Consider the following 14,666-nt stretch of genomic DNA (forward strand, 5'->3'; position numbering starts at 1 on the left):
TTTTAATAGAAGCATATTTTGACTACTTTTGTACAGACTATAAATGGGTTATTAATCTTAAATAACGACGCGACGACCATGAAGAATTTTTATTTCCTTCTTATTAGTTCCCTATTCCTTACCTCCGGGCTTTATGCGGGAGAAACAGATTATACTCAAGGGCTTTCCATCTGGTTTGATACTCCGAATACTTTGCAGGGATATGCTGCCTGGTATGGCGGAAGACCGGATTTGTGGAAAGGTGAAAATAAACCGATAACAGCAGGAAGCGGACATAATCTGGATGCCAGTTGGGAGTCACAGTCATTGCCTATTGGTAACGGTAGCCTCGGCGCAAATATTATGGGATCGGTGGAAGCCGAACGTATCACTTTCAATGAAAAAACGCTTTGGCGCGGTGGTCCGAACACAGCGAAAGGTGCGGACTATTATTGGAATGTCAATAAACAATCGGCCCGTCTTTTAGATGAAATACGCAAAGCATTTACAGAGGGAGATCAGAAAAAGGCTGAAATGCTGACGCGACAGAACTTCAATAGTGAAGTTTCGTATGAAGCTGACGGAGAAAATCCTTTCCGTTTTGGTAGCTTTACTACAATGGGAGAGTTTTATGTAGAAACCGGACTGAATATGATAGGAATGAGCGATTATAAGCGCATTCTTTCTTTGGATTCGGCTATGGCAGTCGTACAATTCAAAAAGGATCGTGTGGCTTATCAACGCAACTTTTTTATCTCTTACCCTGCCAATGTAATGGTGGTACGTTTCAGCGCGGATCAATCGGGGAAGCAAAATCTGGTTTTCAGTTATGCACCTAATCCCCTGTCTACCGGCAGCATGGTTTCTGATGGAAATAAAGGACTGGTTTACACAGCTTCTTTGGATAATAATGGAATGAAATATGTTGTGCGCATCCAGGCAGAAACAAAAGGAGGAACACTGTGTAATGCAGATGGAAAGTTGACGGTGAAGGATGCAGACGAAGTTGTATTTTATATCACAGCGGACACTGACTATAAGATTAACTTTGATCCGGATTTCAAAGATCCGAAAACATATATAGGCGTTAACCCCGAAGAAACGACAAAGCAGTGGATGAATAATGCAGTGGCGCAGGGATATACGGCTTTATTCAATCAACATTATAATGATTATGCTACTCTGTTCAACCGGGTTCGGCTGAATCTGAACCCAGCGGTGAAAGGAGTGAATCTGCCTACTTCCCAACGTCTGAAAAATTATCGGAAAGGACAGCCGGATTATTATCTGGAAGAGTTGTATTATCAATTTGGACGTTATCTTCTGATTGCCAGTTCCCGTCCGGGCAATATGCCTGCTAATCTGCAGGGGATTTGGCACAATAATGTCGATGGACCGTGGCGTGTGGATTATCATAATAACATCAATATCCAGATGAATTATTGGCCTGCTTGTTCTACCAACTTGAATGAGTGCGTGCTTCCGTTGATTGACTTTATCCGTACACTGGTGAAACCGGGGGAGAAGACTGCGCAAGCTTATTTCGGAGCAAGAGGATGGACGGCATCTATCTCCGGCAATATTTTCGGCTTTACCACTCCGTTGGAAAGTCAGGATATGTCGTGGAACTTCAATCCGATGGCAGGTCCCTGGCTGGCTACTCATATATGGGAGTATTACGACTATACAAGAGACTTGAAATTTCTGAAAGAAACCGGCTATGAACTAATTAAGAGTAGTGCGGATTTTGCAGTCGATTACCTGTGGCATAAGCCGGATGGAACCTATACGGCTGCTCCGTCCACTTCGCCCGAGCATGGTCCTATCGATCAGGGAGCTACTTTTGTGCATGCCGTAGTGCGTGAAATTCTGATGGATGCGATTGAAGCAAGCAAAGTGTTGGGTGTAGATAAGAAAGAACGTAAGCAATGGGAGCATGTGCTTGCCAATCTCGTTCCCTATCAAATAGGTCGTTATGGTCAGTTGATGGAATGGTCGGTGGATATTGATGATCCGAAAGATGAACATCGTCATGTGAATCATTTGTTCGGCCTGCATCCGGGACATACTGTTTCTCCGGTCACTACTCCCGAACTGGCGAAAGCTGCTAAAGTGGTATTGGTGCATCGTGGTGATGGTGCTACCGGTTGGAGTATGGGTTGGAAGTTGAATCAGTGGGCGCGTTTGCAGGATGGTAATCATGCTTATACTTTATTCGGCAATTTATTGAAGAACGGAACCATGGATAATTTGTGGGATACGCATCCGCCTTTCCAAATTGATGGAAATTTTGGTGGGACAGCGGGAATCACCGAAATGCTGCTCCAAAGTCACATGGGCTTTATTCAATTATTACCGGCTTTGCCGGATGCATGGAAAGACGGTTCTATCAGTGGTATCTGTGCAAAAGGAAATTTTGAGGTGGATATGATTTGGGAGAATCATCAATTGAAAGAAGCTGTTGTACGCTCTAATGCAGGAGGCAACTGTGTCATAAAGTATGCGGATCAGACTATCTCCTTTAAAACTGTGAAAGGACGCAGTTATCAGATTGGATATGATGCAGCCAAAGGGCTCATTAAAAATTAAACACAAAATATCGGAAAATTAGAAAGAAAGGATGGTACTGGAGTATTTAAAATTATTCGTGACATTTGCGAAGATTGGGATGTTTACTATTGGTGGCGGTTATGCCATGATTCCGTTGATTGAACGGGAGATTGTTAACAAGCAATGGATGAATAAGGAAGAATTTATGGAGATGTTTGCTTTGACGCAGTCGCTTCCGGGTGTGTTTGCGGTGAATATTTCCATTTTCGTAGGGTATAAGTTGTATAAGGTGGGTGGTAGCCTGGTGTGTGCATTGGCTACGATTCTTCCCTCTTTCGTTATCATGATGCTGATAGCCATGTTTTTTGCACAGTTTCAGGATAATGAAGTGATGATTCGTATCTTTAATGGAATACGTCCTGCCGTGGTAGCATTGATTCTGTTTCCTTGCATTTCTGCTGTTAGAGCTTTGAAGCTGAAGTATTTGCAATTGGTTGCTCCTGCCATAGCCACCGTGTTGATCTGGCAGTTCGGCTTATCACCTATTTATATTGTGTTGGCCGGAATTATAGGGGGATTGGTATATACATTATGGTTGAAAGAAAAAATAGCGAATAAACAGGTATGATATATTGGCAATTACTTTGGGTGTATCTTAAAATAGGTATGTTTGGTTTTGGGGGTGGATATGCGATGCTTTCCCTGATTCAACATGAAATAGTGGATCTCCATCATTGGCTGACTCCTCAACAGTTTACGGATGTGGTCGCAATTTCGCAGATGACTCCGGGACCGATTGGTATAAATAGTGCTACTTACGTAGGTTATGCGGTAACACAAAGTGTTTGGGGAGCTGTGTTGGCTACTGTAGCTGTTTGTTTGCCTTCTTTTATTTTGGTGTTGCTCATTTCTTATTTCTTTGCGAAGTGTAAGGATAATAAGTATATTAAAGCGGCTATGTCCGGACTGCTTCCTATGTCGGTCGCCCTGATTGCTTCGGCTGCATTGCTTATGATGAATAGAGAGAATTTTATAGACTATAAAAGTATCGGTATTTTCGCAGCCGCCTTTTTGGTTACATGGAAATGGAATCTTCATCCTATTCTGTTGATTTGTCTGGCGGGTGTGGTAGGATTCGTTTTATATTGAGAATTCAAATATTTGATTAAATCTATATTGCTATGAGAACTTTTATTTGTATTTGTTTGTGTGCATTGGCGGGATGCTTATCTGCTCAAAACTGTACTTCCGCATTGTTGCCCATGCCCAATCGGATTCTTTTTGGTAAGGAAAAACCGTTTGCCGTTCATAGTGGGAAAACGTGTATTTACCTGAACCAGTCTGAACTGGAATTTGCGGCGCATAGCCTGCAAGATATTCTGCATGACAGAATGCAGGTGGAAGTTCCTTTTTCGAAATCGGATCGTGCAGATATCCGGTTACTGATTGATCCTGCTATGGATGGAGAAGAGCATTACCGTCTTGAAACAAATACTAAAGGAATGGTTATCCGGGGAAAGACTGCCGCAGCTGTTTATTACGGAGTGATGACCGTGGACCAGCTTCTTTTAGGTGATATGTGTGTCACAGCTCAGAAGAAAATATCTTCGGTTATTATAGACGATGCGCCAAGATTCTCTTATCGTGCATTGATGCTTGATCCTGCCCGGAATTTTCTTCCGGTTGAGGATGTGAAATTTTTCATCGATCAGATGGTTCGGTACAAATACAATACGCTGCAACTGCATTTGACGGACGATCAGGGATGGCGCGTAGAGATAAAAGAGTATCCCGGACTGGTGGGGAAAGATTATTATACCCAAGAGCAACTTGCCGACTTGATTCAATATGCCGCAAAACGCCATGTGGAGATTGTACCTGAACTGGATATTCCCGGACATACTGTTGCTATATTGGCCACCTATCCTGAACTGGGTTGTACACATACGGATACACTACCGAAGATTGTAGGCAAGACATTGGATTTGATGTTGTGTGCCAACAATGAGAAAGTGTATACTGTCTATCGGAATATTATCAAAGAAATATCGGAGTTATTCCCATCCCGCTATATCCATCTGGGGGAGACGAAGCGGTAGTAGAGAAGAACTGGACCAAATGCGAACGTTGCCAGGCGATGATGAAAGAACTGGGATATCAGAAAGCTTCCCAGTTGATGATTCCTTTCTTCGACCGTATGCTTACGTTTGTTCAGGAGAATGGTAAGACTCCTATACTTTGGTGTGAATTGGATCGTATTTATCCGCCGGCCAATGATTATTTGTTTCCTTATCCCAAGAATGTAACATTGGTTAGTTGGCGGGGAGGACTGACTCCTACTTGTCTGGAACTTACCCGTAAATATGGTAATCCGTTGATTATGGCACCGAGTGAATATGCTTATCTGGATTATCCCCAGTATAAAGGTGACCTTCCGGAATTTAATAACTGGGGAATGCCTGTCACCACTTTAGAGAAGTGCTATCAATTCGATCCGGGATATGGAGTATCTGCCGCGGATCAGGCACATATTCAAGGTATTATGGGAACCCTTTGGGGAGAAGCGATACGGGATATGAACCGGGTGACCTACATGACTTATCCGCGTGGTATGGCATTGGCGGAAGCCGGATGGACACAAATGGAACATCGTGATTGGGAATCTTTTAAAAAACGTTTTTATCCTAATATGATGAATTTGATGAAAAAGGGAGTATCCTTACGTGTTCCTTTTGAAATTGTAAACCGGAAATGATTTCAGTTTTCCTGATTTAAAAAAAACGGGAGGCAGATAACTCTGTCTCCCGTTTCTTATATATATAAGTATGGTGTTAGCTCTTGTTTGCACGTTTACGTTCGATTTCGTCCAAAATCACTTTACGCATACGCATTGCTTTAGGAGTAACTTCTACATATTCGTCTTCCTTAATATATTCCAGTGCTTCTTCAAGTGAGAACTGGATAGGTGGAATCAGACGTACTTTATCATCCGAACCGGAAGCACGCATATTCGTCAACTTCTTCGATTTGGTAACATTGATAACCAGGTCGTTGTCGTGAGAATGCTCACCTACTACTTGTCCTGCATAAACATCATCCTGCGGGAAGATAAAGAACTTACCGCGATCCTGCAATTTGTCGATGGCATAAGCGAAAGCAGTTCCACTTTCCATAGCAATCATAGAACCGTTCGTACGACGTTCGATTTCTCCTTTGTGCGGTTGATATTCTTTGAAACGGTGTGCCATAATGGCTTCACCGGCAGAAGCCGTCAGTACATTGGTACGCAAACCGATGATACCGCGTGAAGGCATATTGAATTCAAGATTGATGCGTTCGCCTGTATTTTCCATCTTTACCATTTCACCTTTACGGCGGGTAACCATATCAATAATCTTGCTGGAATATTCTTCCGGTACGTTGATGGTCAACTCTTCAATCGGTTCGCATTTCACACCGTCGATTTCTTTGAAGATAACCTGCGGCTGACCTACCTGTAATTCGTATCCCTCACGACGCATCGTTTCGATCAATACAGAAAGGTGGAGTACACCACGGCCGGAAACAATCCATTTACCGTCTTCTTCACTCTTCCTTACACGGAGAGCCAGGTTCTTATCGAGTTCTTTCATCAGGCGGTCATGGATGTGGCGTGAAGTCACAAACTTACCATCCTTGCCGAAGAAAGGAGAATCGTTGATCGCAAACAACATACTCATGGTCGGCTCATCAATAGCGATTGGCGGCAATGCTTCCGGATTTTCGAAATCACAAACTGTATCTCCAATCTCGAATCCGTCGATACCTACCAGTGCGCAGATGTCACCGGAAGAAACTTCGTTTGTTTTCACGCGGCCTAAACCTTCGAAAACATGGAGTTCTTTGATTTTGCTCTTGAACATATCGCCGTTGCGTTTCGCAAGCGTTATATTCATACCTTCTTTTAATGTACCGCGATGTACGCGACCTACGGCGATACGACCGGTATAAGAAGAATAATCCAGAGAAGTAATCAACATCTGGGGCGTACCCTCCAGTTGTTTAGGTGCCGGAATATTTTCGATGATACAATCCAGTAGCGGAGTAATACTGTCAGTCTGTTGCTTCCAGTCGGTGCTCATCCAGTTGTTTTTGGCGGAACCGTAGATTACTGGGAAGTCCAGTTGGTCTTCCGTTGCGTTCAGGCTGAACATCAAATCGAAAACCATTTCGTAAACTTCTTCCGGACGGCAGTTAGGCTTATCTACCTTATTAACTACCACGATAGGTTTCAAACCGATTTCCAGCGCTTTTTGCAGTACGAACCGAGTCTGGGGCATCGGACCTTCGAAGGCGTCTACCAACAGAATACAACCGTCGGCCATATTCAATACACGTTCTACCTCACCACCGAAGTCGCTGTGTCCCGGAGTATCAATAATATTAATTTTTGTACCGTTGTAATTGATGGATACGTTTTTGGAGAGAATCGTTATACCACGTTCACGTTCCAAATCGTTGTTATCCAGGATAAGTTCACCACTATTTTGGTTGCTGCGGAATAAATTTCCGGCCAATAGCATCTTGTCAACCAGCGTTGTTTTCCCATGGTCAACATGGGCAATGATTGCAATGTTTCGAATATTTTGCATATAATACCTATTATTTGGCTGCAAAGGTACGAAAATAGGATTAGAAATATATGCAATGATAGCAATTTTTTCTTGTAAATCGTTGTGTGATATAAAGATAATGCCTATCTTTGCACGCTCAAAAGAATAATTTATCAATTAAAATTCTAAGAATTATGTATTTAGACGCTGCTAAAAAGCAAGAAATCTTCGGAAAGTACGGAAAGTCTAACACTGACACCGGCTCAGCTGAGGCCCAAGTGGCATTGTTTTCCTACCGTATTTCTCACCTGACTGAGCACATGAAGCTCAACAGAAAAGATTATAGTACTGAAAGAGCGTTAACAATGTTGGTAGGTAAGCGTCGTCGCTTACTCGACTACCTGAAAGCAAGAGATATCGAAAGATATCGTGCTATTGTTAAAGAGCTCGGTTTGCGTAAGTAATCTACTTGTCGCGAAAAGATTTAAAGCCGTTCCTCATGATAGAGGAGCGGCTTTTTTTAGTTTCTTCTTTTTCTTCCTGACAATCGTATTTTCTTCGGTTATAATTGTATTCATCTAAAGATTTTGCTATTTTTGCAGCTTAATTATTATAATTTATCACCTTTGATAACTAAAATGCTTTCAAAATGGATACAAGTAAGATTGTTGGCGAAAAAATTAAAGCCCTCCGCGAAGATAAATCAATAAGCATAGAAGAGTTGGCGCAACGTTCAGGTTTGGCTATCGAACAGATTGAACGTATTGAGAATAACATTGATATACCTTCTCTCGCACCGCTGATTAAGATTGCGCGTGTGTTGGGAGTACGTCTGGGTACTTTCCTTGATGATCAGGATGAAGTCGGACCGGTCGTATGCCGTAAGAAAGAAGCCAAGGATGCGATCAGTTTTTCCAATAATGCGATTCACTCTCGCAAACACATGGAATATCACTCGTTGTCCAAGTCAAAGGCGGACCGTCACATGGAACCGTTTATTATCGATGTGATGCCGACGGAAGATACTGACTTCGTGCTTTCTTCTCATGAAGGAGAAGAGTTTATCATGGTTATGGAAGGTATCATGGAAATCAGCTATGGCAAGAACACTTATCTGCTGGAAGAGGGTGATAGTATTTATTATGATTCCATTGTTCCTCATCATGTACATGCTTATGAGGGACAGGCTGCAAAAATCCTGGCAGTAGTTTACACACCGATTTAATGAAATAGTAGGAACCAAGACTTAAGTATAATTACATGCAATTATTTGATCGTACTTTGGGGCAGTGGCTGGAACACTGGGCTGAAGAGACTCCCGATAAGGAATATATCGTATATTCCGACCGAAATCTCCGTTTTACCTGGAGTCAGTTGAACCGTCGTGTGGATGATATGGCAAAAGGGCTTATTGCCATTGGTGTGGAACGTGGTACTCATGTGGGTATCTGGGCGGCTAATGTTCCCGATTGGTTGACATTGCTATATGCCTGCGCGAAGATTGGTGCGGTATATGTTACAGTGAATACGAACTACAAGCAATCGGAATTGGAGTATCTTTGCCAGAACTCGGATATGCATACGCTTTGTATTGTGAATGGTGAGAAGGATAGTGATTTTGTGCAGATGACATACACGATGCTTCCTGAATTGAAGACTTGTGAGCGTGGACATTTAAAGAGCGAACGCTTTCCATATATGCGAAATGTAGTATATGTAGGTCAGGAAAAACATCGTGGTATGTATAATACAGCGGAGATCCTGCTGTTGGGAGATAATGTGGAAGATGACCGTTTGAACGAACTAAAAAGCAAAGTGGATTGTCACGATGTAGTAAATATGCAATATACGTCGGGCACTACCGGTTTTCCGAAAGGGGTGATGTTGACACATTATAATATCACCAATAATGGATTTCTGACGGGGGAACACATGAAGTTCACGGCAGATGACAAACTTTGTTGTTGCGTTCCGTTGTTCCATTGTTTTGGGGTAGTATTGGCTACCATGAACTGTCTGACTCATGGTTGTACACAAGTGATGGTAGAACGTTTCGACCCGTTGGTTGTGCTGGCCTCTATTCATAAAGAACGTTGTACGGCTCTTTATGGTGTGCCGACTATGTTTATCGCCGAGTTGCATCATCCGATGTTCGATCTCTTTGATATGTCTTGTCTTCGTACAGGTATTATGGCAGGTTCTCTGTGTCCTGTCGAACTAATGAAGCAGGTAGAAGAGAAAATGTATATGAAGGTGACTAGTGTCTACGGATTGACAGAAGCCGCTCCCGGTATGACGGCCACCCGTATTGATGATCCGTTCGATGTACGTTGTAATACGGTAGGACATGATTTCGAATTTACGGAGGTGAAAGTGATTGATCCTGAAACAGGTGAAGAATGTCCGGTTGGGGTACAAGGTGAAATGTGTAACCGTGGTTATAATACCATGAAAGGATATTATAAGAATCCGGAAGCAACGGCGGAAGTGCTTGATGAAAACAACTTCTTGCATTCCGGCGACTTGGGTATTAAGGATGAAGATGGAAATTATCGGATTACCGGACGTATCAAAGATATGATTATTCGTGGTGGCGAGAATATTTATCCGCGCGAAATAGAAGAGTTTCTTTATAAGCTTGATGGAGTGAAAGATGTTCAAGTAGCTGGTATTCCTTCTAAAAAGTATGGTGAGGCAGTCGGAGCATTTATTATTTTGCAGGAAGGAGTACAAATGCAGGAAGCCGATGTACGTGATTTCTGCAGAAATAAGATATCCCGTTATAAGATTCCGAAATATATTTTCTTTGTGAATGAATTCCCGATGACGGGTAGTGGAAAGATTCAGAAGTTCAGATTGAAAGATCTGGGACTACAACTTTGTAAAGAGCAGGGTATAGAGATTATTTAGAGACTCATGATTATTTAAAGACACACAAAGTTTTTCGATTATAAACAGTGAACGGTGAACTCTCTGCAATCAATTATGCAGTTTGTTCACCGTTCACTATTTGTATGGTCTTATCCGGTTTTGGCTCCGGCGTCAGGTTGCGTGTTATTAAATGAAATCATCGCCCAGTTGCATTTGGGCGTCGTTTACATATTTACGGATGGCATGTTCTTCATCTTTGCGGCAAATCAAAAGAACGTTGTCCGATTCGGCTATCAGAAATCCTTCCAGTCCATCGATAACGGCCAGTTTGCCTTTCGGAAGTACTACCATATTATCTTTACTGTTATATATAAGTGAATGGCACTTCAGCGTAACATTGCCTTCCGGGTCTCTTTCCGATAAATCATAAAGTGATCCCCAAGTTCCAAGATCGGACCAGCCAAAATCTCCTAATGATACATACACATTATCCGCTTTCTCCATAATGCCGAAGTCGATGGATACATTAGGACATGCTGGGAAGTTTTCTTCGATGAATGCTTTCTCCTTGTCGGTGGCATAAATATCTTTTCCCGGTGCCAGTTTGGAAGCTAATTCAGGCAGTAAATCTTCACTTGCTTTGATGATTGTATTTACATTCCACATAAATAGGCCGGAATTCCAATAAAATTCTCCGCTCTCTACAAATACTTTAGCTAATTCCAGTTCCGGTTTTTCAGTGAATGTTTTTACTTTATAGAAGTTTCCTCCTGCGGGTTCGTCTATTTGTATATATCCGTACCCTGTTTCCGGGCGATTGGGTTTAATACCTAATGTCAGTAGCTTTTCCGAGCGTGAAACAAAATCAAGTCCTTTTTCGATAGCGGCAAGAAACTCATCCTCTTTTAAAATTAAATGGTCTGAAGGAGCGACTACGATATTGGCGTTCGGGTTCAGTGCCCGGATGTGGTAAGCGGCCCATGCTATACACGGAGCGGTATTTCGTCTTGCGGGTTCCAGCAGAATCTGTTCTTCGTTCACTTCGGGCAATTGTTCCTTCACTAAGTCCGCATACATTGCATTGGTAACGATGAAAATATTTTCTGTTGGGATAACCTTTTGGAACCGGTCGAAAGTCTGTTGTAAAAGTGAACGGCCCGTTCCGAAGAAATCTAAGAATTGTTTGGGCAATGTTTTGCGGCTAAACGGCCAGAAGCGGCTTCCAATGCCGCCACCCATAATCACGCAATAATTATCCTGGTTTGTCATGATAGTGACTCTATTTTAAAGTTTCTGCTAATGTACGGTTTATTCTCTGAATAGAGAAGTGTTTAAGATATGTTTTATTATTTTTTTCTCCTTTTTTTTGCCAAACTATTGTGGAATCAAAATAATGTCGTATCTTTGCACCGCAATTGAGAAATCAAGTATGCGCCCAGATGGCGGAATCGGTAGACGCGCTGGTCTCAAACACCAGTGGATTCACTTCCATCCCGGTTCGACCCCGGGTCTGGGTACTGAAGCGGAGAAAGTAGAAATACTCTCTCCGCTTTTCTTTTCTACTCCTCGTAACTCGTTGGTCATACCGGCTCAGTCTGAAAACTTGGGGGATTGCGGCTCAGTCTGAAAACTTGGGGGATTGCGTTAAAATTCTTATTTTTGCATCATGAAAACATCCTCTTCCCAAACGATTGATCCTGTTGCTTCTTTAAGCTTGTTCTTGCCTTCAGGAATCCTTGATTACTTTACCCTAGTCAATCATGTTTCTCAGGATACTTGCTTTATTCTTTATTTAGAGGAGAAAGCCACTATTCCTGCTGAGTACTCAGATCTACATCTTCACTCCAAAGGTTTCCTCCCTGAGATTGAAGTTCAGGACTTCCCTATCCGTGGTAAAGCCGTTTATTTACGTATCAAGCGTCGTCGCTGGGAAGATCCATCCACTGGGCAGACATATAGTCGTGACTGGAGTTTGATTACACTGGATATGGCCGGGAGCATGCAAAAGATTGCGAAAACGTGCTTTCCACGTGCCATGCAGGTGATTGATAGGTTTCATGTACAAAAACTTGTATACGAAGCGGTACAAGAGTTGCGTATTACATATAGATGGCAAGTGATAAAAGAGGAGAATAAAGCCATGAAAGCGGCAAAAGAGAAGGGGGAAGTACATAAAGCAGAAGAACTCGAAAACGGAGATACACTCAGGCAATTATTAGCCAGAAGCAGATATTTATTATTTAAATCACCTGATAAATGGACCAAGAGCCAGAAAATCAGGGCAGAATTACTTTTCAAGCAGTTTGAAGATATTAAGCACGTATATTACTACTCATTGGAGTTGGGAAAGATCTTTTCCACAAACTATGACAAGGATGTAGCAAGAGCAAAGCTGGCACTATGGTATAATAAGATTGAAGAATATGGATACGATACATTCACAACAGTAGCAAACTCTATTGAGAACCATTATGAAAGGATTTTGAACTTCTTTGTGAACAGGAGTACAAATGCAGCAGCGGAAGCATTTAATGCTAAAATCAAAGCATTTAGGGCATCATTTAGAGGAGTAGTGGATATGAGTTTCTTCCTTTTTAGGCTAGCAAAGGTATATGCATGAAGGGAATTGACTAAACTTAATCCCCCAAGAATTACAACTGAGCCGTTATCCGAATGTTACTGATCTGGAGTGTGCTTGTTGTTGGAAATTCACATTAAGGTAGTAATTCAAATTCTCCATAAGCCACTTTGGTGCCTCTGTTGAATGATTTGTAGATACGGTATTTCCCTGGATGGTTGGGGGATTCTGATGTATAGAGTTTAATTGTTTGTTGGTGACTCGGGTGCTCCGGTGGGAAAATCCACAGTATATCATTAACGACAGGATCGGTCGGCAATGTTTCCCATTGCCGTTTACTTTTGTTATAGTAAGCAAGGCTGTATTTTTCTCCGCACTCATATTCATAGTGAGAGTGGTTGGTGATGGTTATTTTTACTTCTGTAGTTGATAGCGGATAATGATCGTGTTCTGTTTCTATAGAAAGCGAAGCGGGACTTATGTTCTCTCCAGTCGGAATGTCACGGGGAATAGGTCGCAATGTGACGGAGTTCGTTTGCGATGACTGGTTGGTTTTCTTAGGTAACACTGTATAAAGCCCTTGTTCGTCTTTTATTATCTCATATTTTCCCGATTCCAGCCACGTATTCCAATCCTTAAAAAGGTCGGTGATAAATAGGTATAAATCTTCGGAAATATATATTTCTGTACCTGACTTTAAGTCGCATGCCAACTGACCATTTACGACAGACAGATGTTTCTGGGCTCTTTGTAAGGCTTTCAAATAGACAACCTGATTAAATGCGTAATCTTTATTGAAACCTCGTCCCGTGAATAAATCTATTGCAGCATACGACATCGTCCCTCTTGTCTTCAGGAAAGTAGTGTCGGTTATAGACGTCTTGTAGCTATTGGCTTCTTCCCACATCTTTCTTTTTTCCTGTTCTCTGAATTTCTGTACAATCTCGCTCACTTTATCTTGTTCGCTTGTTTCTCTGTGAGATTTTAGGCTGTCATTATCTTGTAATTCGTCATAAAGAGGTAAAGCAAAAAAAGTGTTATTGTCCTTTTCAAACTGTTCTATGATACATGGGATAATTTTCTTACCCATAGCTTTTAGCTCTTTGAATTGGGGTAAAATGGTGTAAGCACGGGTACTTGAACTTAATTGTACTTTGGGATTGTTGTGTATTTCTTTTTCCCAGGCATTAAATAAACTGTCAAATTTGGCTATATCCTCTGTTGTCAAAATATCACTTTTTTCTGTATTCTGTTTAATACATCCTGTAGTGATAAAGATAAATGGCAGAATAAAGAAAAGTGTTCTCATCGTTTTAATTATTAATCGGTTTTGTAATAGGTTTGCATAAGGGTATGTCAAGCTTTTGATCTGTTTCCTGCAAATATAGAAATAATATTTCTAAACCGATAAACTGGATGCTGCTGTTTTTTTACCGGATAAGAAAACGTTTATTCGTTTTTCGATGTGATACTAGCTGCCCTTTGATAAATAATGTGAAAAAACAGTTTTAGCCTCATTATCGAATTAACTTTCACCCATTTGTGAGGTCTAACATACATAACTTATTTAATATGAGAATTAAAATGATGAGAAAGCAAATTTTAAGTTTGGCAGTTGCGTTATTGATTGGCTCAACTGTATGTATGGCTCAAAATCGTCAGAATGGAAAGGCTGATAGAGAGAAACGTATGGAACAGATTGTTGCCGATCTGGGCTTGAATGAAAAGCAGGCCAAAGATTTCAAAGCTGCAATGAAAGAAATGAGACCTGCGAAAAATAAATCGAATGAAAGGCCTACGCGGGAAGAAATGCAAAAGAAAAGGCAGGAAATAGATGCTAAAATAAAAAGCATTCTGACCGATGAACAATATAAGAAATACCAGGATATGCGTAAGAAGGATAACGCGAAGAAAAAGAAAAAAGCAAAATAAGTACTATTCGTTTAATCTAAACCTGTCAAACGGAGAATCGTAAAAGATAATCTGTTATGACGCTATACTTATTTTCGGTTCTTTCATAAATAATTTATTTAATCTACATGACTATTTTCGTTCTACTAAAGTTGAATGCAGGCTCCATTTAAATGAGTCTATTT

At 41.4% G+C, this 14,666-nt stretch carries 11 protein-coding genes, 1 tRNA gene and 1 pseudogene; 10 read left to right on the plus strand and 3 right to left on the minus strand.

Annotated elements, in window-relative coordinates:
* The first annotated feature begins 78 nt into the window (after positions 1-78).
* The 4 genes and pseudogenes from CJF29_RS01965 to CJF29_RS01980 all read left to right on the plus strand — a co-directional run bounded on the left by CJF29_RS01965 (position 79) and on the right by CJF29_RS01980 (position 5,284).
* Complete coding sequence (locus tag CJF29_RS01965; RefSeq protein ID WP_099145732.1) at positions 79-2,568, plus strand: glycosyl hydrolase family 95 catalytic domain-containing protein; 2,490 nt, start codon at positions 79-81, stop codon at positions 2,566-2,568.
* 31 nt (positions 2,569-2,599) lie between these two features.
* Positions 2,600-3,157, plus strand: a complete 558-nt coding sequence (locus CJF29_RS01970; RefSeq protein WP_009000949.1) for a chromate transporter — start codon at positions 2,600-2,602, stop codon at positions 3,155-3,157.
* Positions 3,154-3,678 carry a chromate transporter gene (locus tag CJF29_RS01975; RefSeq protein ID WP_099145733.1) on the plus strand — a complete coding sequence of 175 codons (525 nt, stop codon included), beginning with the start codon at positions 3,154-3,156 and terminating at the stop codon, positions 3,676-3,678. Before CJF29_RS01970 ends, CJF29_RS01975 begins: the two co-directional genes overlap by 4 nt.
* 32 nt (positions 3,679-3,710) lie before the next feature.
* Positions 3,711-5,284: pseudogene (locus CJF29_RS01980) on the plus strand (beta-N-acetylhexosaminidase).
* Positions 5,285-5,360: 76 nt separating this feature from the next.
* On the opposite strand, the gene typA reads toward CJF29_RS01980, so the two are convergent.
* Entirely contained in the window at positions 5,361-7,160 is a 1,800-nt protein-coding gene (typA, locus tag CJF29_RS01985; protein ID WP_099145768.1) for a translational GTPase TypA, read from the minus strand.
* A gap of 155 nt (positions 7,161-7,315) precedes the next feature.
* Between typA and rpsO the strand changes: the two genes are divergently transcribed.
* The 3 genes from rpsO to CJF29_RS02000 all read left to right on the plus strand — a co-directional run bounded on the left by rpsO (position 7,316) and on the right by CJF29_RS02000 (position 10,031).
* The gene (rpsO, locus tag CJF29_RS01990; protein WP_004296393.1) at positions 7,316-7,585 is read left to right on the plus strand and encodes a 30S ribosomal protein S15; all 270 of its coding nucleotides are present in this window, start codon (positions 7,316-7,318) and stop codon (positions 7,583-7,585) included.
* Between the two features lie 185 nt (positions 7,586-7,770).
* Positions 7,771-8,346, plus strand: a complete 576-nt coding sequence (locus CJF29_RS01995) for a helix-turn-helix domain-containing protein (protein ID WP_099145734.1) — start codon at positions 7,771-7,773, stop codon at positions 8,344-8,346.
* A gap of 35 nt (positions 8,347-8,381) precedes the next feature.
* The gene (locus CJF29_RS02000; RefSeq protein ID WP_008776966.1) at positions 8,382-10,031 is read left to right on the plus strand and encodes an AMP-binding protein; all 1,650 of its coding nucleotides are present in this window, start codon (positions 8,382-8,384) and stop codon (positions 10,029-10,031) included.
* Between the two features lie 147 nt (positions 10,032-10,178).
* On the opposite strand, the gene CJF29_RS02005 is transcribed toward CJF29_RS02000, so the two are convergent.
* Positions 10,179-11,261: a mannose-1-phosphate guanylyltransferase gene (locus tag CJF29_RS02005; protein ID WP_004317553.1), complete on the minus strand. Its 1,083-nt coding sequence runs from the start codon at positions 11,259-11,261 to the stop codon at positions 10,179-10,181.
* A gap of 164 nt (positions 11,262-11,425) precedes the next feature.
* Here CJF29_RS02005 and CJF29_RS02010 point away from each other — a divergent pair.
* Positions 11,426-11,509, plus strand: a tRNA-Leu gene (locus tag CJF29_RS02010).
* Positions 11,510-11,658: 149 nt separating this feature from the next.
* On the plus strand, positions 11,659-12,612 hold the full coding sequence (locus CJF29_RS02015; RefSeq protein WP_099145735.1) for a transposase: 954 nt from the start codon (positions 11,659-11,661) through the stop codon (positions 12,610-12,612).
* Between the two features lie 94 nt (positions 12,613-12,706).
* On the opposite strand, the gene CJF29_RS02020 is transcribed toward CJF29_RS02015, so the two are convergent.
* Positions 12,707-13,879, minus strand: coding sequence for an immunoglobulin-like domain-containing protein (locus CJF29_RS02020; RefSeq protein ID WP_099145736.1), 1,173 nt, complete (start codon positions 13,877-13,879; stop codon positions 12,707-12,709).
* A gap of 278 nt (positions 13,880-14,157) precedes the next feature.
* Here CJF29_RS02020 and CJF29_RS02025 point away from each other — a divergent pair, with 278 nt between their 5' ends.
* Positions 14,158-14,502: a hypothetical protein gene (locus CJF29_RS02025; RefSeq protein WP_008015740.1), complete on the plus strand. Its 345-nt coding sequence runs from the start codon at positions 14,158-14,160 to the stop codon at positions 14,500-14,502.
* Positions 14,503-14,666 lie beyond the last annotated feature (164 nt).

It is taken from the genome of Bacteroides celer (genome assembly GCF_002632415.2).
In the GTDB taxonomy this organism is placed as follows: domain Bacteria; phylum Bacteroidota; class Bacteroidia; order Bacteroidales; family Bacteroidaceae; genus Bacteroides.